Here is a 25,087-nt window from a genome sequence, read left to right as displayed (position 1 = left end):
TTAAGTGAATGTTTATTATTTTCCAATTAGGGAAACTTAATAGATATAGACTTTACTAAAGGGAGTGGACAGAATATGGCAAAAGTTGCAGTTGAGCATCCATTTACATCAGTACGCGAAGCACTAGAGAAAAAAGGTTATCAGGCAGATATGCTAGAGGAAAAATCAGATTCAACTGATTATGACGTTATTGTTGTAAGAGATCAGGCGGATTTAGCTGATTATCACATGAGCGTATCGCTTGTTGAAGCTAAAGGGCGTACATTATATGAAATCGTAGAAGAAGTAGAAGAGCGTCTTGTACGCGGTGGGAAAATTCATAACCCACAATCCACTGAAACCGATCACAAAGAAAGTGGCGGAGGCGGAGGCTTCTTAATCGGTGCTGCAACGGGTGCAGTTATCGGAGCGGCAGCAGGACTATTATTAGCGCCGAAAAGCGGTAAAGAACTTCAAGAAATCGTTAAAGAAAAAGCAGTTACGTTAAAAGAAGAGAACGCTGAAGGTTCGGGTGGGGCAATAGATCAAGTGAAAGAAAGAGCGAACCAACTAAAAGAAAAAACAAATGATATAAAAGAAACAGCTAAAGGCAAAGCCGATGAACTTAAGGCGAAACGTCTAGAAAAACAAGAAGAAAAAGAAGTAAAGAAACAAGAAAAAGCGATTGAAAAAGAAGTTAAAGAGCAAGAGAAAACAATGAAAAAAGAAGAAAAACAAGAAGAAAAAGCTGAAAAAGAGCACGAAAAAGCTGAAAAAACAGTAGAAAAAGAAATTAAAAAAGCTAATAAAGAAGCCGATAAAGAAGAAAACGGAACTGAAGTTGTCGATTTAAAAGATGCTACTATCACAAAAGACAATGCAGGCAACGTAACCGTAAAAGCTGAAGATCACAATAAAAAATAATCATTAAAAGGTGCCTTCCAACTAAGTTGGAAGGCACCTTTTTGAGTTCAAACTGATAACTTTACACGCTTGATACTTCATCTATGGATTCATGAGCTTTTGGTTCCGGTACGCGGGACAAGACAATGAGTCCGATCACAAACAAGACAACAAGGCTGAATACGCCCATATTAGATTTGCCGGTTATTTGAGAAGTAACGGCTACAAGCAACGGTCCCAGTATTGCGGCAAACTTCCCAAAAATATTATAAAAGCCGAAAAATTCATTGGAATTTTCTTTCGGAACAAGTTTGCCGAAATAAGAACGGCTAAGTGCTTGAATACCCCCTTGGCTCGTTGCTACAAGCATAGCAAGAATCCAAAAATCCGTAATGGTCTCGAGGAAAAAGGCGTAAATGCAAATCACAATATAAACGCAAATTCCCACATAAAGCATTTTTTTACCTGTAAATCGGTTAGCCAAACGACCGTAAAGAATGGCAAATGGAGCAGCCACTACTTGCGTAACAAACAAGACAATTAGTAAGCTCGATGAATCCAAACCTAAGTCAGTTCCATAAGCAGTCGATAAGGCAATAATTGTTCCGACCCCATCAATATAAAAGAAATAAGCGATTAAGAATAACACTAACGCGCGGTATTGACGAATTTCTCGGATTGTTTTACCTAGGCGTTTAAAGCTCTGGTGCACAAGACGTGGTTCTCGTTTAATATAGTAAACTTGTTTAACGTGACGGAACATCGGAATTGAGAAAATGATCCACCAAATGGCAGTGATTAAAAATGCGATTCGACTAGCGATGGTCACCGAAATAGGCAGTACCCCATTTTGGGACAATAGAATAATAGCGATTGAGAGGATAAATGGAATCGTTGAGCCGATATACCCCAACCCGTAACCAAAAGAAGAGACGCTGTTCATACGTTTTTCTGTCGTCACGTCTACAATAAATGCATCATAAAATAAATTAGCACCGGTCGCGCCAAGAGCAGCGAATACATAACAAATTAACATCAACAACCAATTTTCGTTTGGTATAAAAGCGAGTAGAGCTGTTGAAATGGTTCCTAATAAAAAGAAGGCAACAAAAAAGCGCTTTTTCATGCCTTCGTAATCAGCAATGGTACCTAATATAGGTCCAATCATCGCTAATATGAACGTGAAGATCGCAATCGTATACCCTAAATAAGCTGTAGAGTCGGATAAACTGACACCCGCTCCAGTAGCTGAAGCTTTATAGTAAATCGGGAAAACAGCTGTCGTAATAATAATAGAATAAGCAGAACTTCCCCAATCATATAATGCCCAGCTTTTTTCTTCTTTTGAATACTTTTTCATGGTTTACCCCCTTTTGCCTCTGAAGAGCTCAATTGAATACTCGGCATTCAAGAGACTCAAATTTGCGACGAGTGACGATGTGCTTTGTAAGATAGTTTTATTGTACAAGAAGTTCCATATGAATGATGCAGAATATTTAAGAAAATACAGAAATTTTACATATATTGAGTAGCTACTAGCGATTGATTGAGTCTGAGTAAGGCTTCGTTTAGAATTGATAAAGAGAAAGAAGGGATAATTGTTGAAGTTAATTTCGTGGAATGTTAACGGCCTTCGGGCAGTTATGAAAAAAGGTTTTATGGATTTTTTTACTGAAGTAAATGCGGATGTATTTTGTTTACAAGAAATAAAATTACAAGAAGGACAAATCGAAATGGACCTTCCTGGTTATTATACATATTGGAATTACGCTCACAAAAAAGGCTATTCAGGTACAGCGATTTTCACAAAACAAAAGCCGTTATCAATTCAATACGGATTGGGTTTAGAAGAGCTCGATACAGAAGGTCGAATCATTACACTGGAGTTTGATAATTATTATGTAATAACCGTTTATACACCAAACTCTCAGCATGGCTTGTTGCGTCTAGATTATCGATTGTTATGGGAAGATGCTATTTTGTCATTTGTAAAGGCGTTAGACAATCATAAGCCGGTACTATTATGTGGAGATTTAAACGTGGCACATGAAGAAATCGATTTGAGAAATCCAAAAGCCAATAAAAAGAATTCTGGCTTCACCCTGGAAGAACGTGGGAAGATGACGCAGTTTTTAGAAAAAGGATTTGTTGACACATTCCGTCATTTCCACCCTGAAGAAGAAGGACATTATTCTTGGTGGTCGTACCGCTCTAACTGCCGCGAGAAAAATGTAGGATGGCGAATCGATTATTTCTTAGCATCTCAACGATTGGTACCAGCACTTCAAAGTGCGAAAATACATATAGATATATGGGGTTCTGATCATTGCCCTGTCGAGTTACAAGTAGAATGTTAAAAGGACGTAGAAAAGCATGCCGCTTTTCTACGTCCTTTTATTTTAGTTTTAATAGTTTCACGTGGAACTATTGTAAATTCATGACACGATGAGTCAAACGTTTACAATTGTCTTGATCGAAATAATCGAAATAATCGGTTGCTTTTGGGTACCATTCATTCCAAGTGATTTTTTCTTCGACTATTTTTTTCAAGTAATCATAAACGTGGTCGATAGAGTTTGCTTTATACCCAGATAGATCGGTATCCATGTTTAAATAGGCTCCGCGTCTTTCTAAATATTCTTGTTGGTCAAACATATAGAAAATAATCGGTTTATTTAAGTAAAGAAAATCCCACGATACACTTGTGATATCCGTTAATAACATATCGTTTTCATCAATGGATTGCGAAATTGTTTGTTGATTGAAATCGAGGAATGTAACATGTTGTTCAACGTTAGGCAGATTTGTAAAATAGCCTTCAAATTTTTTCATAAAAGGATGTAGCGCAATATTTAAACGAATGTCATGTTCTGCTAACAGTTTTTGAATGCCTTCATGCTGCAATAAACCAGTCGTAGTTTTAAAGTAAGGACTATCGATAAACTCTTCTTTTGTTAAGTCAAATAGCCATTCACGCCAAGTCATCATCATCAAAATATTTTTAACTTCTTTAGCGGGCTGTTGAGGCAGATAGCGATCAAAACGAGGAAAACCTGTGATAATCAATTTATGTTCAGGCATTTTCCATTCATGTAGCTTTAAGTTGTATTCATATTGAGAAGCACAATTAAAATAATCGGTTCTTTTTAATAAAGGAATATCTTCTTTTTGAATGAGTATTTTCTTAAACCCTTCAATACCATGGCTAATGTGAGTAATGATTGTTTTACGGTTAAGAAAAAGAAATTTATCCGCTGCTGGAGCGATATCGTAAAGAAGAGAATGCCCATGAAACGTATAGTCAGCTTGGAAAAAAAGTAAGTAGTTTTTAAAGCTCCCAAGCGGTACCGCATTTTCGATTTTTTGATCTTTGGCATACTTGGTTTTCGGGTCATACATCCAGTAAGCAGTCACTTGTTCTTTATGGTTGTTAAGTAAGTATTTATGGTAAACTGCGGCATTATCTTCATATTTTTCCCCTAGATTTCCTCCCACTAAAACAATTTTCTTTCTGTCTTTCTTTTTCGTAAACAAAGACAGGGTATAGGCAGCTGACACTTTAAAAAATACACTTAAGGCATCTAAACGGCCTTTTTCCTTTAACTCTACACTCATTTAAAACCCTGCTTTCTGCTAGTTATCATTTCTTTAGTTTTTCATATAATGTGTACTTTGTCTATTTTGACTTCATGTAAATTATTGAGGGTTACTTGGCCAATTAGCGCATTGAACGCACGTAAGAAAAAGCCGGCGAGCCAACAAGGCTTATCGGCTTTTAAGACCTATGGACGGACGTATAACTTTAGTGAATTAGACATCCGATTTCTAACTTCTTAAAGAAGAGTGGTTAACGCCAAATACATTTTCCACATCAATTAAAAAAGAGATACCTTTGCCAGGAGCGTTCAAATCAATAGCCTCTTCAATACTTTTGACCACTTTTTCAGCATAACTATTGGGGATTAATGTAAGTACGATGTCTTTTTCAGGGTCAATGGTAAAGTTCATAAATTTTTGTTGTTCGTTAACACCTGTACCGCGGCCATTTAAGATGGTGCCACCTTCTGCACCTGCTTCTGCAGCAGCTTTCACAACAGCTGCAGAATCCCCTGAATTTACAATGGTTACAATTAGTTGGAAAGCTGTTATTTCAGAGTCCAAATTGATTAAACCTCTCTTTCTTTTCCGATCGTCTTGACGATGGGATAGGTGGGGTACTCCGAGCAATTTACTCAAATGAATTGTAAATCCAAGACCGTGACCAGACTTACCCAAGCTGCCAGCTGAAGATACGGCTTTTGCTATAGCAGTTTCACTGTCACCATCTAATGCAAATAGAATAATATCTTTTTCGTGAGTTACAGGTAAGCCGAGAAACGTTGGTTTTTCGTTTCTTCCTATTCCTTCTCCGTATATAATAGTCGCCCCATCCACTCCAGCTTTTTTTGCTGCAGCAATTACATCGCGTGATTGACCTCTTTTAACGATGGCGATCATTAATCTATGATTAAGAATCATTTGGTTTTCCCACCTTTTTTAGTGAAAATTATGCCTAATATAAGTACAGCGATGATTGGGGTAAGAGCCACAAGGGCAATCATGCCAAAACCGTCAGTCAGTGGGTTACTCCCTTTAATAACAGATGAAATCCCTACTGAAACGGCAACAAGAAAAGTAACTGTCATAGGACCGGTTGCGACTCCTCCTGAATCAAAAGCAATGCCAATAAAAGTTTGGGTTGAAAAAAACACCAGTATAAAGGCCAATAAATAACCAGGAATGATGAAATACCAAAGCGACCAACCCGTCAAAATTCGTAACATGGATAAGGCGATAGAAATGCCGACTCCCATGGATAACGTGTAAAGCATCATTTTCCGAGAAATATAACCGCCCGTTTCCTGGTCGACTTCATCTATCATAATACTCACTGCCGGTTCAGCAAAAGTAGCAGAAAAGCCAAGGACAAAACCAATCGGGATCAAGACCCACTTATAATCTCGACTGCCAAGCCTTTCTCCAATCATTGTTCCAATAGGCATAAAGCCGACATGAACTCCTTGGATAAAAAAAGAAAGACCAAAAAAGGTCAAAATAAACCCAAGGCCCACCTGCAGGACGCGTTGCTTAGGTAACTTTAATAAGAAGATTTGAAAAGCTGCAAAAAACACCAACAAAGGAAGTAGCGCAATACTCACTTCTAGCATGACTGTTTGAAATCCTTCGAAAATTTGGATGTTCACCTGAATAACACCCCCAGCAACATAACTGCCAAAATTGGCCCGATAGATGCCAGGCCGATTAACCCGAATTTCTCCCCAGAGTTCTCAGTCTCGAGGCGCAAAACAGATGCAACACCAATCCCGAGCGCTAAAATGAAAGGAACTGCCATTGGGCCTGTTGTCACACCTCCTGCATCAAACGAGATCGCGATAAAATCTTTTGGAACAAAAAAAGATAATAGAAAAACCAAAGTATAACCACCGATGAGCAAGTAATGGAGAGGAATTCTAAAAATGGTGCGAATCATCGCTAATGCTACGAAGATGGCGAGTCCAAGTGAGACCGACCAAATCAGGGTTGGGGCACTGACAGTCCCTTCAGACGTCTCTTCGATTTGTTTTGCGAGGATACGGACGTCGGGTTCTGCGATTGTCACTACAAGCCCAAGCAAAAACCCTGTTGCGATAATAAACCCGACTTTCTTTGTGCTGGGAAGTTTTCTACCAATCATTTCGCCAATGGGCAATAATCCGGCATTCACACCTATAAGGAATAAGAAAAACCCAACGCTGACAAACGAGACACCAATAAGAAACTGGATTAACGCTTCAAAAGGAATTCGGATAAAAATAAGCTGCAATAAAATGACAACGGTGGTAACCGGAAGGATTGCGGCGGCAACTTCTTTAAAAGTGTCTCTCACATTGTCCATCGATTATCCCTTCTTACACTCTTTTTCTCTCACTATTCCCTACCTTTATTTTTGATAAACTTTTGCTTTAATGATAAAAAAGCGTCGTGAAAATATGTTGATTTGGCTTTGTTCTCCTCAAAGCGTTCGGAGCGATTTTCTCTAAATATAAAAACTACAGCCAACTCGAATAAATCGAGTTGGCTGTAGTTTCAGCTTGTAGACAAAAGAATAGTTACTCATTTTTTTTATGCATATAGGATTCTCCGCACCCAGTGGACGCTTTCCGCGGACGAAGCTAGCGCAGCGATGCAGAAGCATGGGTTTTCAGTGACGAGGAGACTGAAGCTGAGCCCACGGAAAGCGAAGTGGCCAGTCCGGTTGAAGAGTATGCATCACTATTCAGTTTAATAAGAATTTGGCTGTAGTTTATGCATTGAGCATTTGTTTATTTCTTAAATAACTTTTCCAGTGCGTCTTCTGTGGAAGCGTTGGCTAATTTAACGTTCGATCGATAAGCTGCTCGTGTTAGTAAGTGACCTGATACAGGAGCTGTTAAAAAGACAAACGTTATACCGAGCAGAAGTCGAACGCTGATAAAGTTTTCTGTTGCCCAGAAATAAATAAATGTGCCAGACAATGATAACAATACAGCCAACGTGGAACTTTTAGTAGCTGCATGGGAACGAGTGTAAACATCTGGCAACCGAATAATTCCGATTGCACTAATGACCGCCATGATGCTGCCGATTAAAATGAGGAAAACCCCGAAATATTCACCGATTGTGTTTATGCTCAACGATATCGCCCCTTTCAACAAAGCGCGCTAACGCAAGGGTACTGATAAATGCCAGAATCCCAACAATTAGGATGACTTCGAGAAATGCGTGCGTACTGAGAACGACGGAAAATACAGCTACACCTGAGATCAGATTTACGCCAATCATATCCAGTGCTACTACGCGGTCTGGCATGGAGGGGCCACGGATAATGCGATACAATGCCAAAATGATGGCTAGGATAAAAAGAGAGAGGGCAATCGTCAATATCGTATCAATCAATTTCTCGTCACCTCCATAATTGCTTTTTCAAATACCTTAATAGACTTTAATACAGCTTCTCGAGAACTTTCTACATCCATTGCATGAATATAGAAAGTTTTTCCGTCAGGCGATACTTCCATAACTACAGAACCAGGGGTCAAGGTTAGTAAAAGTGCAAGTGTCGTTAGTTCGTAATCGCCTTCCATACTATGTTCGTAAGTGAAGATGCCGGGTTTTATTTTGAGTCGTGGGCTTAAAATTTGCTTCATAATTAGCAGACTGGATTGGAAAAGTTCTGAAATGAAAATCAATAATAATTTAATGGTGGAATACAAACGCAATAAGTAAAACTTTGTTCCAAAGAAACGATGCATCAAGAAAAGAATTCCGATTCCGATTAAGTAACCCGTCAAAAAAGTTGTGACATAAAAAGCATCTTCATCCATCAACAAAGTCCATAAGAACGCAATCGTCATATTTATTAGAAATTGAGCCGGCACTCTAATTCACTCCTTTCAATAGATGGTAGATTACTGGATTTTGCCTAATACAGCATCAATATAAACGCTAGGGTTTACTAATGTTTCTGCAGCATCGGTTACATAAGGAGACATACTTTCTGTGCCTAAGCCGATAAGAATTGTTAAACCGACTAATACTAAGCACGGGATTAATACACCTCTGCGTAATGGCAGCTGCTCTTCTTTACTAACAATGGTTTCGCCCCAAAAGCAATTCTTAAAAACACGAAGCAAAGAGTAAAGGACAAAAATACTTGAAAGTAAGGACAATGCCAACAATACATAAGAACCGTTGTCGATAGCAGCACTCGAAATTAGGACTTTACCGATAAAACCGCTGAGCGGAGGAATCCCAGCAAGTGATAGCATCGCAACGAAGAAGGACCATCCCAGTAAAGGATAGTTTTTCATAAGACCACTCATACCTGCCATTTTTGACGTGCCGCTTAACGTAATCATGGTCCCAATAAGTAGGAAAAGCAAAGCTTTTGCAACCATATCGTGAATGATGTAGTAAATAGACCCTGCAATTGCAGCGGGCGTTGCAATGGCTAATCCAACGAGTATAAACCCAACCGCAATGACAACATTATAAGCTGCTATGCTGCGAAGATCATTAAAAGAAATCGCTCCGAGACTTCCGCCAATTAAGGTCAGTGCAGCCATAATGCCGATGACTGTATGTGTGATTTCCGGCTGATGGTGAAAAATCAGTGAAAAAACACGGAATAGAGCATAAATGCCGACTTTGGTCAGCAATGCACCGAAAAGGGCAGAGGTGACAATAGGTGGTGAACTATAAGAGCCTGGCAACCAGAAATAAAGAAGCAATCCAGCTTTTAAACTGAAAACAATTAAAAAGACAATGCTGATGGTAGTGAGTAATGGGGTTTGTCCCACTTCTGCAACGCGGTCAGCCAAATGAGCCATATTTAAAGTGCCGACAGCTCCATAAAGAAACGCTAAAGCAACTAAGAAAAACCAAGAAGAAACGATATTGATGGAAACATACTTAATCGCTTCACGCAGTTGGCGTTTGGAATTACCTAAAGTCAGTAATACGTAAGAGGACAACAACATAACTTCAAAACAAACAAAGAGATTAAACATATCACCGGTTAAAAAAGATCCATTAACACCGGCTATAAGAAACAACACCGTGGGATAAAAATACATGGTTTGCAGTTCTTTGCTAGTGGAAATAAGAGCGTAACTCAAACAAATAGCCGTAATAATACTAGACGTTAGTACGAGCAAAACAGCAAAGGAATCAGCGACAAATAAGATGCCAAAAGGCGGCTCCCATCCACCAAAGTCCAGTCGGATAATGCCATCTGTTTGAACCTTGTGCAGAAGATAGCCTGAAATACCAGCGGTTAATGCCATAGCGGTCAAACTAATCCAAGCTTGAATTCGACCGTAAGTCCGAAGGAAAATAAGTAAAACACCTACAATAATCGGTAGTAGCATTGGAAGAACTAATATATTATTCATCATCAGAACCTCGCATAGCCCCTAAATTATCGGTTCCCAATTCCTGATAGGCACGGTAAGCAAGGACAAGTATAAATGCCGTAACAGCGAAGCTAATGACAATAGCCGTTAAAATCAAGGCTTGAGGCAAGGCATCTACATAATTGACGGCTTCTTCTCCGAGTAGTGGGACAGCTCCGAGTTTTAAACCACCCATCGATAAGATGAGAAGGTGGACTGCGTGAGATAAAATGGCTGTCCCTAATATGACGCGAACGACGTTTTTGGATAAAACAAGGTAGATGGCGACCGTGGTAAGGACGCCGACCAAAACAATGATCAATGATTCCACAGGCTACTCATCCTCACTTATGCTAAGAATAATATTCACGACAACGCCAATTACAGTTAATGCGATACCGGCTTCGAATATGGTAACGGTGGCCAATTCGGTTTTTCCGAAAATCGGCAAATCAAAATATCCGAAACTTTGACTTAGAAAAGCACCGCCTAAAAACATTGGCGCTATTCCGCTCGTCATGGCGAGTAATACGCCAAGCCCAGAAAGTTTTTTGAAATCGATAGGCAATGCCTCACTGACGGTTTCGGAATCGTAGGATAAGAACATCAATACAAAAGCAGACGCAATAACTAAACCGCCGATGAATCCGCCACCTGGTTGATTATGTCCGGAAAAAAACAAATAAATGCCGAATGTTAAAATGATCAGAACAACAGCTTTTGATACCGTTTTTAATATCACATCATTGATGTTCATCTTTTCCGGACCCCTTTCCGAGCTTTAGGCGAATTAATGTATAGACTCCGAGACCGGCAATAAACAACACAAGAGATTCAAGCATCGTATCAAAAGCTCGGAAGTCTCCCAAAATCGCATTGACAATATTGTCTCCACCCGTAAGTTCATAGGAATTTTCAAAATAACCTGAAATGCTGTCGAATAACTTTCCGCTATTGACGGTCAAGCCGATTAACGTGATGGTCACCCCAGCACCGATTGCAATCAGGGCATTTCGAAGTTTTGTTCGTTTTGACGAGTCTTCCGCCGTCCATTCCGGTAAAAAAAGAAAGCATAACAGAAACAATACAGTTGTAACGGTTTCGATAACAAGCTGTGTAAGTGCCAAATCTGGTGCACGGAAGAGAACAAAGAAAATAGCGATTGAAAAGCCTAAAACCCCATTCAATAAAATTGCGGAAAGGTGTGACTTAGCGAACAGGATGCTAATTGCCGCAATCGCCATCACTGCTGTAAGTAAACCTTCATAAACACTAATAGGCGAGTCAGAAGTCAAATCAATGGATAGCGCTCCTGTAAAAATAAGCGTACCTCCAGCTATTAAGATAAAGAACATAAAGATATAAGCAAAATAAGAAGGTAAGTGGCCTGTCATATAATGCGTAGTAATCCAGTTAGATGCTTTTTTCAAATTCTTCAGAAATGAGTTGTAAACAGCGGTGAAAGTCCATCCTGCTGGTTGAAGGCGGATGATTTTAATCCAACTGCGTAAAGTAAGGAAAAGAACTGTTCCGATAACGACAATACCTAAGGTCATAAATAATTCTGTATTAAAACCGTGCCATGCAGAAATATGGGGAGTAGCACCAGAAATTCCTGGGAGTATGCCGTTCAATGCAGGTCTCAATAAATAGTCGCCCAACAAGTTTGGCGCAAAAAACAAGCCAATAATGAATACGCAAAGTATAGCTGGAGAAACCAACATACCTAACGTTGGTTCAACCGGTTTTCTATCGGCCTTTTTCAATTGAGGTGTCCCAAAAAAGGTGCGGAATACGAAAATCATACAGTACACAAAAGTGAATACCGAAGCGATCCAAGCAATAATGGGAATTGCTAACCCCCATGTTGGTGCGCCAAATACAGGAAGTCCTGCCGCATTAACTGAAGCTGTGAAAAACATTTCTTTACTTAAGAAGCCATTTAAAAATGGTAGTCCAGCCATTGAAAAGCTACCAATCACAGCAAAGGTGAAGGTAATTGGCAGAGCGGCCATTAACCCTCCCAATCGCCGTATGTCGCGTGTTCCGACTTGGTGATCGACAATTCCAACTACCATGAAAAGGGCACCTTTAAATGTGGAGTGATTGACCATATGGAATAAGGCAGCGAAAATAGCTAAACCGTATAATGCCCCTTGCTCACCATCACCAAAGTGCAAAGCCGCTGAACCAAGACCGAACAAGCTCATAATTAAGCCCAATTGGCTAATTGTTGAATAAGCTAGCAGCGCTTTTAAATCGGTTTGTCGGACAGCGCAATACGCTCCCCAGAATAAGGTGACAAGTCCGACAAGTGTAACTGTCCAAAACCAAGCGGCATTGCCAGCAAAAATTGGAGTAAAGCGGGCAACTAGATAAATACCGGCTTTAACCATTGTGGCTGAGTGTAAGTAAGCACTGACAGGTGTCGGTGCTTCCATTGCATCAGGTAGCCATATATGAAAAGGGAATTGTGCCGATTTAGTAAATGCACCAAGCAGTATTAAGAACATTGCCGGATAAAAAAGTGCATGATCTGTATATTGGGCAATCGTAGCAATAATTTCCCGGATGCTAAAAGTTCCAGTCATTGAGTGCAACATTAAGAACCCAGCGAGCATGCCAAATCCACCGAACACTGTAATCAATAATGATTTCTGTGCCCCGTAACGTGAATTTTTCCGATGGTACCAAAAAGCAATTAATAGGAAAGAAGAAATACTAGTTAGTTCCCAAAAGACATACAATACAAGGAGGTTATCAGATAAGACAACCCCCAGCATTGCACCCATAAAGAGCAGGAGGTAGGCGTAAAAATGTGGGAAAGAATCGGATGGTGACAAATAGTAGATAGAGTAGAGAACGACAAGAGCTCCCATACCTGTGATTAGTAAAGCCATGATTAAACTGAGACCATCCAGGTAAACGGTAAAGTTAATGCCTAGTGAAGGAATCCAATGAACAGTTTGCATCAATGTATCACTATTAGAAATAGCGGGGATTTGGGCTGTGAAAATACTAAACAAAACAAGCGGAACAAACAGTACGAGCCAGCCAAGGTGAATTGATCCAACTCGGTTATGTATAAGCGGGATAAGGGCAGTAAAGAAAAAAGGGATTAGAATGGCCAAGATCAATAGATACACAGCAAAACCTCCTGTATTAGACTAGTTAAGTAATTTTGAATGTAAAAGTGATGAAGCGGGTATATAATGAGGACAAAAGGTTTACGCTTGTCCCATCTTGTACTATAGTAAGGGTTCGTAAAGCAATCAATCTAAATTATACAGGAAATCAGTCTGATTTTCATTTGTCAGCTAGTCGCAACGGATAAGCTGTTAAGTCAGAAGTGGATAAAAATTCCAAAATAAGCCTGAAACACTTGATTTCCTCTATTGGAAGAAGTATAATTTCATAGTTTTGAATGTCAATGTATAGATTATATTTTCAGTGAGGTGAACATAGATGAAAAAAATCAGAGGACGAATGGATGAAAGTATTTTGGTATGTGTTTTTTACGGACCGAATGGTGAACGTTTAATCAATCGGGGTAATAAGCTTGCTACTATGCTGGATTGTCCGTTGTATATTTTAACGGTAGATTCAAGATCTGTTGATGAGTTTGATGCTGAAAAAGTCTCTTATATTGAAAGATGGAGAGAACTTGCTGAAGAATATGATGCTGAGGAATTTATTGTTCGTGATAATGAAAAACGCCCGACTGCAAAAGTCATCGGGGATGTTGCGCATGATTGTAACATCACGCAAATTGTCATGGGACAGACGGCAAGAAGTAGATGGGAAGAAATCACAAAAGGTTCATTCTTGAACTTGTTACTTCGTGAAATTCCGTTTGTCGACTTGCATGTTGTTTCTGTAGCGCGCACAGTTAAAGGCGTTGAAGGTGACGAGTTTGAAAAAGGTGTACGCTGTTACTTGATGAAAGATGGCGATAGTTACAAGGTCAACTTTACACAATCGAAAAATTGTCAGCTTGAAGGGATTTTCTTTAAAGAAATCGGTACCGATTTTGATAACGGAATCTTTAAATTCATGCATGACAATAAAATATATCAAGTTGAAGTAACCGAAGATCGAATCGAATTGCCTGAAATCATTGATGAATGTTTAGGGAAAGAATTAGTGAAAAAATAAATACACCACAATAAAAGACTGCTTCGTCGTAGAGGTAGTCTTTTTTTGTATGTAGAAGGAGGGGAAGTCATGAAGAAAACGAAAAGATTAACACCGCTGCTCCCAAAAGAGTTAGAGACGCGCTCTTTTGTTGAAGCATTGGATGATCAGTACATAAGCAATTGCCGAATTTCACAAGAAACTATTGATTTGAATACAGAAGAAGCACTGCATATCGACAGAGTTGTATTTGAAAATGTCACTTTTCTTGAAACCAGTTGGCCACGTTCGGAGTTTGTCGATGTGATTTTTTTGAATTGCGATTTATCAAATATGGACATGAGTCGCGCAGTTTTTCATCGAACGGAATTTCGCAACTCCAAATTGATGGGGGCTAATTTTGCAGAAGCAGGAATTCGCCATACACTTTTTGAAGAATGTATTTTAAATTATGCTACATTTGGTTTTACCTTATGTAATGCCGTAAGCTTTGTCTCTTCTTCTATGCGGTTTGCAGACTTTTATGAAATGGAACTAAAGAGCAGCGAATTCCGGTTGTGCGATATGAATGACATTAACTTTACACAAACGAGTCTTAACGGAATCGACCTTAGCACCAATACGTTTGAAAGCATCCAAGTATCAATAGACAAACTTCAAGGATGCACCGTATCGACCGACCAAGCAATCGCCTTTGCACGTCAAATGGGAATGATTATAGCGAATGGTTAATATTATAGAAGAAACTTTTAATGAGTCGTGGTCTCCTGGAACAATTAATAAATGATCACATCCTTGAATGGAGCGGAACGGGTCCGTCTGAAGCGAAATGAAATGAGAAAATTTTTCGAATAACTATAAAAACCCCGACAGTTTTGACTGTCGGGGTTTTTATGTTCGCTTTTTTAAATATTAGCGAACGCCTTTCATGAAGCTTTGAATGCGTGGTGCAAAGGCAAACAACGCGATACTTAGAACGATTGAAACACCACCGATGATTCCGAAATACATCATTTCGTTTTCAACTGTGTAGAACTTAACCAACTGCGCGTTGATGGCTTGAGCAGCAGCGTTAGAAAGGAACCATAAACTCATTGTTTGAGCTGAGAAAGCAGCGGGTGCCAATTTAGTTGTTGCTGATAACCCAACTGGAGATAGGCAAAGTTCACCTAATACAACGATGAAATAACTAAGAACAAGCCAAAGTGGATTAACCAATGCTGATGGTCCACCAAAATAAGCTGGTAATAAAATAACTAAGAAAGACAAACCGGCAAATAGTAATCCGAGAGAGAACTTTTGCGGAATAGATGGTTGTTTGCTTCCAAGTTTAACCCACATCCAAGCAAAGACTGGCGCTAACATTATGATGAATAATGGATTTAACGATTGGAACCAAGCAGGCGAGATGGTGATTCCTGCAAATTCAAGATCTGTGCGAGTATCTGCGTATGCAGCAAGAATTGTTGAACCTTGTTCTTGAATCGCCCAGAACATAACTGACGCGATAAATAAAGGAATATAAGCCAACAAATGTGAGCGTTCCACTTCTGTTGTCTTTTTGCTGCGATACATAACAGTGAAATACAAAACAGGAATTAAAATACCAAAAACCCCGACAATTCCGACGAAACTATTGAACGTCAATAGACCTGTTGGAATCCCGATAGCAATTGCTGCCGCAATGACTAATGCGCCGATAGTGAACGCTCGAATCGTTGCCTTGCGTTCTGAAGGCAATAACGGGTTTGGCACAACAGTTCCTGCTAAGCCAAGATTTTTTTTCTTCGTAAGAACAAATATTACTAGACCAAGGAACATCCCGACAGCGGCAATACTAAAACCTAAGTGGAAGCTGATTTTCATTCCGACAGTACCAACAATTAATGGCGCTAAGAAACCACCCATGTTGATCCCCATATAGAAAATACTAAACCCTGCATCGCGTCGGTCATCATTTTCTTCATAAATCTCGCCGACCACACTCGATACGTTTGGTTTTAATAAACCGGTACCCAGTACAATTAAGACCATTGAAACAAAGAATAAAGCAAGATTTCCGGGTATAGCTAGAGCAATATGCCCAAGCATAATAAGTATCCCACCGTAAAATATGGCTTTAGAAGTACCGAATATCCTGTCAGCTAACCAACCACCGATAATTCCAGACATGTAAACGAGTGATCCATAAATAGACATAATGGATAATGCAGTCGTTTGATCAAGACCAAGTCCACCTTCGGACATTTCGTAATACATATAGAAAACTAGAATGGCTCTCATCCCATAATAAGAGAACCGTTCCCAGAACTCAGTGAAGAATAATGTGAACAACCCTTTTGGATGACCAAAAAAGCCTTTTTGAGGAACGCTTTTAACAATCTCTTGTCGAGAATACTTTTCAGACATCATTCAAACCTCCATTTTGTTTATTCTAACATAATACTTTTTTTAGTTAAAAAAATCAAAATAAATATTAAAATCAATACTAAAGGCTTCTTTTGTCGTGTAATTAGTCTCATTACAAATAAGATATTGTTTTTTTAAAATAGTTATTAAATTCCGAACACTAAATTAATATAGTAAACTTTAATAGTGATTAATTATCTTACCAGATTGTATTGGCCTTTCTCGTTCCTTTATATAGAAGAAACTAATCTATTGTTGGTTATTGATCTGATGTAATCAGAAGAGGATTAAACCTAAGAAAAAAATTTATCTCGAGTATTGAAAAGTCATTTTTAAGTTATAGTGTCTATTTACCTGTTATTTGAAATAACTCTTTTTATGTTAAAAAAAGTAAATAATAAACCCTATTTAATTACCATTTTTAGTAATTTTTAGTTGTTGTTCACTAATTATTCACAATTTTTTTAAATAATAACCATAAATATATTGCGAAAAAACTCAAAGTGCAGTATATTTAAAATAGTTAGAATATTATTTAGGGAGCAGGAGTATACAATGAAACAATTAAGTAAACGAATCAAGGACTTAAGAGAAGCTAAAGGACTATCTACTGAAGAATTGGCAGAAGCAATCGGCTTTGCAAAAAGTACGGTTTGGGCTTATGAAAGTGGGAAAAAACAAGTCTCTGTAGTACATCTTGAAAGACTTGCTGATTATTTTGAGATTTCGGTCGACAGTTTGTTAGATCGCGACGAACGGACTATCAATGTAGATCTTCAAAATACTAGTTTCTTAAATGACTACAATTTAATGCTAGATGACCAGCCACTAAACCAAACTGAGATTGCTGAGGCTGCATCATTTATTCAAGTTAAACGCCGTATGGGTACTTATGGCACAGCAACATCTTAATTGTCAAAAGGCCGATATAAAAACCCCGCTCTTTTAAAAGAGCGGGGTTTTTATATCATTCACGCTTCTTGTTTAGTTCCTCTTCTTCTGGGAAAACATTAGATATAGTATAACAAACTCAGAAAGGATGGATTTGATGCATAAGACAATATTTATTACAGGAGCTGGAAGTGGTTTAGCAAAAGGAACTGCTTTTGGTCTTGCAGAAAAAGGACATAAAGTAATTGCGCCAGTTGAAACAGCTCCACAAGTGACAGCCTTACGCGAGGAAGCAGCCTCAAAAGGGTTAGAGTTAGAAGTTTTTAAAATGGATATTAAAAACCCTCAAGATTTAGCACAAATGCTTGAATATGATTTTGATGTTTTCGTAGCCAACGCTGCAGTTAACGAAGGTGGACCCCTTGCAGAAGTGCCGATGTCGAATTTCAGGGAGTTGTTTGAAGTTAATGTCTTCAGCACTTTAGAGACTGCACAAATTGCTGCGCGGAAATTTGTGGATAAAGGAAAAGGGAAAATTGTTTTCATGTCTTCGATGGCTGGCATTACGGCGACACCTTACGTAGGCCCTTATACCGCGACCAAACATGCAATTGAAGGAATTGCGGCTACGATGCAAAAGGAATTGAAAGATCATGGTGTACAAGTAGCTACGATTAATCCAGGTGCTTTTGCGACAGGTTTTAATGATCGTAGCGCAGAGGCGAAATGGAAGTGGTACGACGAAGCTATTCACTTTACGCGCAAAGAGGACATGGCAGAGGCGGATCAAGCTCTAGAAAATCAATATGATCCTGCCGAAATGATTGACAAGATGGTTGAAGTTATTCCACTCGATACGCATAAATTCCGTACCGTCTTTCCAAATGAAACAGAAAAAAAAATGAAAGAAGAAGAAGCGCAGCGGTGGAATATGGAAATTTGAAGATGAAGGGATTAAATCTGAAGTTAGGAATCCTTATAAGGTAACTCCTGAAGAGTAGGATATTTTTTGAAATAAATAAGAATATAAGAATCGTCCTTAAAGTGCAAACTTGAAGGGCGATTTTTTTGCCTCTACACAGAAGCTCATCTCGAGATTCTGCCACAGAAAAAGATGCGGAAATGTGGTAAGCTAACTCATACGATACGAGTATTAGGAGTGTTCTATTTTGTTGGAAAGCGCAAAAAAATTACTGCAGTCCCATTTTGGCTATGAGTCATTTCGGGTCGGCCAGGAGCAAGCCATTACGCAAGTTTTTGAAGGACATAATTCGATTTGTGTCATGCCGACAGGCGGAGGTAAGTCAATGTGCTACCAAATTCCAGCGCTTGTTATGGAAGGGACCACAATAGTTGTGTCGCCTTTAATTTCATTAATGAAAGACCAAGTGGATGCACTTTTAGCAGCGGGTATTCCGGCTGCTTATATAAATAGCTCTCTCGATTTTGATGAAGTCCGAGAGACGCTAATGGATGTTCAACGCGGAGCGATTAAATTGCTTTACATTGCCCCTGAACGATTGGATTCAGAAATGTTCCTGAATGAATTGCAAGGAGTTCATGTCCCGTTGATTGCTGTCGATGAAGCTCACTGTATTTCGCAGTGGGGTCATGACTTCCGCCCGAGTTATCGTTTGATCAGCCGGATGACGGAATTGTTTCCAAATAATCCGACGGTGTTAGCATTGACTGCGACCGCTACGCCTCAAGTTCGTGAGGATATTTGTCGAATTTTAAATATCGAAGAACAACATACTGTAATGACAGGTTTTGAACGAGCAAACTTAACCTTTTCGGTTGTACGAGGACAAGACCGTGAGCGATTTGTAAAAGAATATGTGGCAAAAAACGATAAAGAAGCAGGTATTATTTACGCTGCTACGCGCAAAACCGTAGACTCGGTTTACGAGATGCTAATAAAAAAAGGCATCAAAGCGGCCAAGTATCATGCAGGAATGTCAGACAATGAAAGAAAAAGCGGCCAAGAACGTTTTCTGAATGACGAAGTGACAGTCATGGTTGCGACAAATGCCTTTGGAATGGGTATCGATAAATCGAATATTCGGTTCGTTATTCATTATCAGTTACCCAAAAATATGGAAAGCTACTATCAAGAAGCAGGACGTGCAGGACGAGATGGTTTGCCAAGTGAATGTATTGTGCTGTATGCGTCACAAGATGTCCAAACACAACGATTTTTAATCGATCAAGCGCAAGATCCTAGTCGAATTCCTGGAGAACTAATGAAATTGCAGGGGATGGTGGACTACTGTCATACCGAAAATTGCTTGCAGCAATTTATCATCCATTATTTTGGAGATACGGCGGCGGAACCTTGTGGACATTGTGGAAATTGCTTAGATGACCGTGAAAGTCTTGATGTCACGAAAGATGTTCAAATGGTGTTGTCATGTGTGATTCGCATGGGACAAAAGTTTGGGAAAGTAATGACAGCTCAAGTGCTAACAGGATCGCGCAATAAAAAAGTACTGGATTTTGGTTTTGATAAACTCTCGACTTATGGAATTTTAAAACACCAAAATTCAAAAGAAGTTTCAAATTTAATCGAATTTATGATTTCTCAAGAATTGTTAGCTGTCGAACAAGGGTCTTTTCCAACGATTTACGTTCCCGATGGTGGAAGAGATGTTTTGTTAGGTAAGCGGAAAGTACTAAGAAAAGGTGCAGTAATAACAAAACAGATTGCTACAAACGATCCTTTATTCGAAGAATTGCGTGTTATCCGTAAAAAATTGGCGGAGGAAGCCGGTGTTCCTCCTTTTGTCATTTTTTCTGATAAAACATTACAAGATATGGTCGCAAGAAAACCGAAAAGCGCAGCTGAATTTTTAGAAGTGAACGGCGTAGGTGCCAATAAACTCGAAAAATACGGAGAAGCATTCCTAGTGGCAATCCATTCTTTTAATGCGATAAAAAATGAATAAATATAAGCAAAAAAACCCCATATGAAATGGGGTTTTTTAATTTTCAAATTGTCTGACTTGTATAAACATGCATGGTTTTATTATAGGGATATTTTGTTTAGTAATCGGGAATTGGAAGCGTTTTCATTGGTTTGATGGGGATTCAGGACTATTATTAATATTTTTTTACTTAGGGGAATTGTATATATATTCAGACTTATGATATACTATCAAAATATTATGACACATGAGTGTTGTGAAGGAGGCGGTTTGATTGAGTAAAAAAGAGTATCCAATCCCACAAGGACTTTATCATCCAGATCAAGAGCATGAGGCGTGCGGAATAGGGATGATCGCCAATATCAATGGGGAAAAATCACACGCAATCGTACAGAATGCGATTAATATACTGTGTAACCTAGAACACCGTGGCGGACAATCCTCAGATACGAGTACTGGAGATGGCGCTGGAATTTTGACTCAAATTCCACATCGCTTTTTCCTTAAGCAATGTGAAAAAGAAGGAATTACCTTGCCTGAAGAAGGAAAGTACGGCATCGGTATGCTCTTTATGCCGCAAGACTATGATTTACGCATGAAAACAAAAGAAATGATTCATCAAATTATCCAAGAAGAAGGACAAATTTGTCTTGGATGGCGTCCGGTACCGGTTAATGATTCATTTGTTGGTAAAGTGGCATCAAAAACCAAGCCAGTTATCCGACAAGTATTTATCGGTGCTGCACAAGGTTTAGAAAACCGAATCGACCTTGAGCGACGACTTTATATCATTCGTAAGCGAGTAGAACAGGCTATGCTCGGAAAAGAAGATTTTAAAGACGTTTATTTTAGTAGCCTTTCAGCAGGCACGATTGTTTACAAAGGCATGCTTATCCCGGAACAATTAGATTCATTTTATATAGACCTCAACCACCCTGAATTCAAATCAGCGTTGGCTCTAGTCCACTCTCGCTTTAGTACGAATACCTTCCCAAGCTGGCAGCGTTCACATCCGAACCGCTACTCAATCCACAATGGAGAATTTAATACCTTAAGAGGCAACGTCAATTGGATGCGCGCTCGCCAAGTGCTTTGTGAGTCGCCTGCATTCAATGAACAAGATCTTCAAAAAGTCTTACCTGTTATTGATGAGACAGGCAGTGACTCTTCAATGTTCGATAACTGCTTTGAATTTTTGCATTTATCTGGAAGATCTCTGGCGCATACTGCAATGATGATGGTACCAGAACCATGGGTGAATGATCCAACGATTAAAAAAGAGAAAAGAGATTTCTATGAATATCATAGTACTTTAATGGAACCGTGGGACGGTCCTGCTGCTCTCGTCTTTACTGATGGTAAGCAAATAGCAGCTTGTCTTGACCGCAATGGTTTACGTCCTGCCCGTTATTACGTGACGAAAAGCGGCATGATCGTTATGGGTTCAGAAGTCGGTGCATTGGATATTTTTGCGGATGATATTATTTACAAAGACCGCTTGCGTCCGGGGAAAATGCTGTTAGTTGACTTAGAAGAAGGCAAAATCATTCCGGATGAAGAAATCAAACTTCAAATAGCGGGAGAAATGCCTTATAAAGATTTCATCGATAAAAATATGTTTGATATGGAGGATCTCCCAGAACCGGTAATGCCAGCGGAATCTACTGATGCAGAACCTTTGATCAAAAGGCAATTGGCTTTTGGTTATACAATGGAAGAAGTTCAAAAAATCATTAAACCGCTAGCGACTGAAGGAAAAGATCCTGTCGGTTCAATGGGATATGATTCGCCATTAGCTGTTTTATCGAAAAAGCCACAGCTTCTTTACAATTATTTCAAACAATTATTTGCCCAAGTAACGAATCCGCCGATTGATGCGATTCGTGAACATATTATTACAGCTGCGCGGACCACTATTGGTGCCGAAGCTAACTTAGTTCAACCAACTCCGGAAAGTGCTCGTCATATTCGATTAGAAACACCAATTTTAACAAATGCAGAACTTGAAAAATTACGTCAGCAAGACCTCCCGGCTTTTAAGCCTGTTACAATTTCGATTTTATTCAAAAAAAATGAAGGCACAGCAGCGATGGAAAAAAGATTAGACGCAGTCTTTGCGGAAGCAGATCAAGCCATTAAAGAGGGTGCCAAACTGCTTATTTTATCCGATCGTGGCGTAAATGAAGAGTATGCAGCAATTCCTGCACTTTTAGCAGTGTCAGGTTTGCATCATTATTTGATTCGCCAAGAAACACGTATTCAAATGAGTATATTGCTTGAATCTGCAGAACCTCGTGAAGTGCATCATTTTGCTGCTCTTCTTGGATACGGTGCAGAAGGCATTAACCCTTACTTAGCTTTTGGTACAATTGAAAACCTAATCGAGATAGGCGATATTCCAAATGTTAGCTTTGAAGAAGCAGAAACTACTTACGTCAAAGCTGTTACAGATGGCATTATCAAAGTATTGTCCAAAATGGGTATTTCAACGATTCAAAGTTATCGTGGTGCTCAAATTTTTGAAGCTGTCGGCATCCATATGGATGTAATCAATAAATACTTTACTCGTACTTCTTCACGTTTGGGCGGAATTGGTCTTGATATCATTGCGCAAGAAGTGCTCATGAGACATGCTGCAGCTTATCCTGTAGCTCAAGGAGACGATCAAGCGCTAGAATCGGGTGATGAATTCCAATACCGTGAAAATGGAGAAAATCATCAATACAACCCGAAAACAATTCATACTTTGCAACACGCATGTCGTACGAATAACTATGACGTCTTTAAAAAGTATACAAATTTGCTAACCGATGAAAAAGCAAATCTTCAATCGTTGCGTGGCTTAATGTCCTTTAAGGAACGAACACCAGTACCGATTGACGAAGTCGAAACGGTTGAAGAAATTTGTGCGCGCTTTAAAACAGGGGCCATGTCATATGGTTCTATTAGTAAAGAAGCACACGAAGCTCTTGCTGTAGCGATGAACCGCATTGGTGGACGAAGTAATTCAGGAGAGGGCGGAGAAGAAACTTCTCGTTTTATCCCTGATGAAAACGGAGATAACCGTCGTAGCGCGATTAAACAAGTCGCTTCTGGTCGTTTTGGTGTCACCAGCCATTATTTAGTGAATGCTGATGAAATTCAAATTAAAGTAGCGCAAGGAGCTAAACCAGGAGAAGGCGGACATTTACCAGGGAAGAAAGTTTACCCGTGGATTGCAGAAGTTCGTGGTTCTACTCCAGGTGTAGAACTGATTTCACCACCACCGCATCACGATATTTATTCAATTGAAGATTTAGCGGAATTGATTTTTAACTTGAAAAATGCCAATCCTACTGCTCGTATTAGCGTTAAATTAGTATCGGCTGTCGGTGTCGGAACCATTGCAGCGGGTGTTGCAAAAGGTCGTGCAGATGTTGTATTAATTAGTGGTTATGACGGAGGAACTGGAGCGGCGCCAAAAACAAGCTTGAAGCATACCGGTCTGCCTTGGGAAATCGGTTTGGCAGAAACGCATCAAACGCTTTTGTTAAATGGTCTGCGTGATCGAATTGTTGTCGAAACAGACGGTAAAATGATGACTGGTCGCGATGTCGTAACAGCGGCTCTACTTGGAGCTGAAGAATTTGGATTCTCAACAGCACCTCTTGTGGTATTGGGTTGCGTCATGATGCGCGTTTGTCATTTGGACACCTGTCCTGTAGGCATTGCAACTCAAAATCCAGAGCTACGTGAAAAATACGGTGGAGATCCAGAGCATGTGGTTAACTTTATGCGCTTTATCGCACGAGAAGCGCGAGAACTAATGGCAGAACTCGGTTTCCGTACAATTAATGAAATGATTGGTCGAACAGATGTGATCGAAGCAAATCAGGCGATCGACCATTGGAAAGCGGGCGGCATCGACTTAACGGCTCTGTTGTACCAGCCAGACTTGCCAGAAAAAGTAGGTCGCTATGCCACGATTAAACAAAATCACGAATTAGAAAAAACTTTAGATTATCAAGAACTATTGCCGCGTTGTAAAAAAGCCATCGAAACAGGTGAACGTGTCGAAGTGGCCACGGCAATTCGTAATATTCATAGAGCAACAGGAACCATTGTTGGTAGTGCAATTTCTAAGCGTTACGGTGCAGAAGGATTGCCAGAAGATACCATCAACTTGAATTTCCAAGGGTCAGCCGGACAAAGTTTCGGAGCATTTATTCCAAAAGGAATGACGATGAATTTAATCGGAGATGCCAATGACTTTGTTGGAAAAGGGTTGTCGGGAGGTAAAATACTGGTGTATCCAGCGCTAGATTCAACGTTCCTTCCTGAGAAAAATATCATTATCGGGAATGTTTCGTTTTACGGAGCATCTGCCGGTGAAGCTTATATTTATGGTGTAGCAGGAGAGCGCTTTGCGGTCAGAAACAGTGGAGCAAACATTGTTGTCGAAGGTGTCGGGGATCATGGCTGCGAATATATGACAGGCGGTCGAGTTGCAATTCTTGGTCAAACCGGGAAAAACTTTGCGGCAGGGATGTCTGGAGGCGTTGCATATGTCCTTGATGAAGAAGGTACATTTAGCAAACGTTGCAACGCAGAGATGGTTCATTTACAGCCGCTTGCCGAACCAGCGGAAATCGAAGAATTACGTGAAATGATCACGAAACATGTGCATTATACAAGCAGTCGTAACGGAACGCGCTTATTAGCAAATTGGGATATTTATTCCGCTAAATTTGTACGTGTTATTCCGAAAGCTTATCTTCAAATCAATGAACGAATTGATAAGTTACAAAGCGGTGGAATGACAAGAGACGAAGCTGAAATGGCAGCATTTGAAGAAAGTAAAATGGCTGGAGCGGGGAAATAAGTCTGTTGCCACTC

The 25,087-nt window shown here is 39.6% G+C and carries 21 protein-coding genes; 8 read left to right on the top strand and 13 right to left on the bottom strand.

The genetic code is table 11. From position 1 onward, the window contains the following. Positions 1-75: 75 nt before the first annotated feature. Complete coding sequence (locus BBI08_RS15220) at positions 76-903, top strand: YkuS family protein (RefSeq protein WP_008498294.1); 828 nt, start codon at positions 76-78, stop codon at positions 901-903. Positions 904-964: 61 nt separating this feature from the next. Here the strand turns inward: BBI08_RS15220 and BBI08_RS15215 are convergent, their stop codons facing one another. Next, positions 965-2,242, bottom strand: a complete 1,278-nt coding sequence (locus tag BBI08_RS15215) for an MFS transporter (protein ID WP_008498296.1) — start codon at positions 2,240-2,242, stop codon at positions 965-967. Positions 2,243-2,483: 241 nt separating this feature from the next. On the opposite strand from BBI08_RS15215, the gene BBI08_RS15210 reads away from it, so the two are divergent. Further along, positions 2,484-3,239: an exodeoxyribonuclease III gene (locus tag BBI08_RS15210; protein ID WP_040850985.1), complete on the top strand. Its 756-nt coding sequence runs from the start codon at positions 2,484-2,486 to the stop codon at positions 3,237-3,239. Between the two features lie 67 nt (positions 3,240-3,306). Here the strand turns inward: BBI08_RS15210 and BBI08_RS15205 are convergent, their stop codons facing one another. The 11 genes from BBI08_RS15205 to BBI08_RS15155 all read right to left on the bottom strand — a co-directional run bounded on the left by BBI08_RS15205 (position 3,307) and on the right by BBI08_RS15155 (position 13,000). Next, complete coding sequence (locus tag BBI08_RS15205) at positions 3,307-4,497, bottom strand: CDP-glycerol glycerophosphotransferase family protein (RefSeq protein WP_008498298.1); 1,191 nt, start codon at positions 4,495-4,497, stop codon at positions 3,307-3,309. 210 nt (positions 4,498-4,707) lie between these two features. Next, complete coding sequence (locus BBI08_RS15200) at positions 4,708-5,400, bottom strand: P-II family nitrogen regulator (protein ID WP_008498299.1); 693 nt, start codon at positions 5,398-5,400, stop codon at positions 4,708-4,710. Continuing rightward, positions 5,397-6,125 (bottom strand): DUF1538 domain-containing protein, encoded by a 729-nt coding sequence (locus tag BBI08_RS15195; RefSeq protein ID WP_065528297.1) that lies wholly within the window; start codon positions 6,123-6,125, stop codon positions 5,397-5,399. Before BBI08_RS15195 ends, BBI08_RS15200 begins: the two co-directional genes overlap by 4 nt. Then, positions 6,122-6,817 carry a DUF1538 domain-containing protein gene (locus BBI08_RS15190; protein ID WP_008498303.1) on the bottom strand — a complete coding sequence of 232 codons (696 nt, stop codon included), beginning with the start codon at positions 6,815-6,817 and terminating at the stop codon, positions 6,122-6,124. Before BBI08_RS15190 ends, BBI08_RS15195 begins: the two co-directional genes overlap by 4 nt. 427 nt (positions 6,818-7,244) lie before the next feature. Further along, positions 7,245-7,595, bottom strand: a complete 351-nt coding sequence (locus BBI08_RS15185) for a Na+/H+ antiporter subunit G (RefSeq protein WP_008498304.1) — start codon at positions 7,593-7,595, stop codon at positions 7,245-7,247. Continuing rightward, a complete protein-coding gene (locus BBI08_RS15180) occupies positions 7,573-7,857 on the bottom strand; it encodes a Na(+)/H(+) antiporter subunit F1 (RefSeq protein WP_008498305.1) in 285 nt (94 codons plus the stop codon). The genes BBI08_RS15185 and BBI08_RS15180 overlap by 23 nt, the downstream gene beginning before the upstream one ends. Next, the gene (locus BBI08_RS15175) at positions 7,854-8,339 is read right to left on the bottom strand and encodes a Na+/H+ antiporter subunit E (RefSeq protein ID WP_008498306.1); all 486 of its coding nucleotides are present in this window, start codon (positions 8,337-8,339) and stop codon (positions 7,854-7,856) included. Before BBI08_RS15175 ends, BBI08_RS15180 begins: the two co-directional genes overlap by 4 nt. A gap of 30 nt (positions 8,340-8,369) precedes the next feature. Further along, positions 8,370-9,854, bottom strand: a complete 1,485-nt coding sequence (locus BBI08_RS15170; RefSeq protein ID WP_065528574.1) for a Na+/H+ antiporter subunit D — start codon at positions 9,852-9,854, stop codon at positions 8,370-8,372. After that, positions 9,847-10,185, bottom strand: coding sequence for a Na(+)/H(+) antiporter subunit C (locus tag BBI08_RS15165; protein WP_008498307.1), 339 nt, complete (start codon positions 10,183-10,185; stop codon positions 9,847-9,849). The genes BBI08_RS15170 and BBI08_RS15165 overlap by 8 nt, the downstream gene beginning before the upstream one ends. Positions 10,186-10,188: 3 nt before the next feature. After that, positions 10,189-10,611, bottom strand: a complete 423-nt coding sequence (locus tag BBI08_RS15160) for a Na(+)/H(+) antiporter subunit B (RefSeq protein WP_008498308.1) — start codon at positions 10,609-10,611, stop codon at positions 10,189-10,191. After that, positions 10,598-13,000, bottom strand: coding sequence for a Na+/H+ antiporter subunit A (locus tag BBI08_RS15155; protein ID WP_065528296.1), 2,403 nt, complete (start codon positions 12,998-13,000; stop codon positions 10,598-10,600). Before BBI08_RS15155 ends, BBI08_RS15160 begins: the two co-directional genes overlap by 14 nt. A gap of 319 nt (positions 13,001-13,319) precedes the next feature. On the opposite strand from BBI08_RS15155, the gene BBI08_RS15150 reads away from it, so the two are divergent. Then, positions 13,320-14,009, top strand: a complete 690-nt coding sequence (locus tag BBI08_RS15150) for a universal stress protein (protein ID WP_008498309.1) — start codon at positions 13,320-13,322, stop codon at positions 14,007-14,009. A 69-nt stretch (positions 14,010-14,078) separates the two neighbouring features. Beyond that, a complete protein-coding gene (locus BBI08_RS15145) occupies positions 14,079-14,720 on the top strand; it encodes a pentapeptide repeat-containing protein (RefSeq protein WP_008498310.1) in 642 nt (213 codons plus the stop codon). A gap of 180 nt (positions 14,721-14,900) precedes the next feature. Here BBI08_RS15145 and BBI08_RS15140 read toward each other — a convergent pair whose 3' ends face one another. Further along, complete coding sequence (locus BBI08_RS15140; RefSeq protein ID WP_040850986.1) at positions 14,901-16,397, bottom strand: peptide MFS transporter; 1,497 nt, start codon at positions 16,395-16,397, stop codon at positions 14,901-14,903. A 555-nt stretch (positions 16,398-16,952) separates the two neighbouring features. Here BBI08_RS15140 and BBI08_RS15135 point away from each other — a divergent pair. The 4 genes from BBI08_RS15135 to gltB all read left to right on the top strand — a co-directional run bounded on the left by BBI08_RS15135 (position 16,953) and on the right by gltB (position 25,073). Then, on the top strand, positions 16,953-17,309 hold the full coding sequence (locus BBI08_RS15135; protein ID WP_008498312.1) for a helix-turn-helix domain-containing protein: 357 nt from the start codon (positions 16,953-16,955) through the stop codon (positions 17,307-17,309). Positions 17,310-17,445: 136 nt separating this feature from the next. Continuing rightward, on the top strand, positions 17,446-18,231 hold the full coding sequence (locus BBI08_RS15130) for an SDR family oxidoreductase (RefSeq protein ID WP_008498313.1): 786 nt from the start codon (positions 17,446-17,448) through the stop codon (positions 18,229-18,231). A gap of 226 nt (positions 18,232-18,457) precedes the next feature. Further along, on the top strand, positions 18,458-20,233 hold the full coding sequence (gene recQ / locus BBI08_RS15125) for a DNA helicase RecQ (protein WP_065528295.1): 1,776 nt from the start codon (positions 18,458-18,460) through the stop codon (positions 20,231-20,233). Between the two features lie 253 nt (positions 20,234-20,486). Beyond that, positions 20,487-25,073: a glutamate synthase large subunit gene (gltB, locus tag BBI08_RS15120; RefSeq protein WP_065528294.1), complete on the top strand. Its 4,587-nt coding sequence runs from the start codon at positions 20,487-20,489 to the stop codon at positions 25,071-25,073. Positions 25,074-25,087 lie beyond the last annotated feature (14 nt).

It is taken from the genome of Planococcus halocryophilus, from assembly GCF_001687585.2.
Classification (GTDB): Bacteria; Bacillota; Bacilli; order Bacillales_A; family Planococcaceae; genus Planococcus; species Planococcus halocryophilus.
Note: the sequence above shows the minus strand (reverse complement) of the source record. Positions and strands in the feature narration are given on the sequence as shown.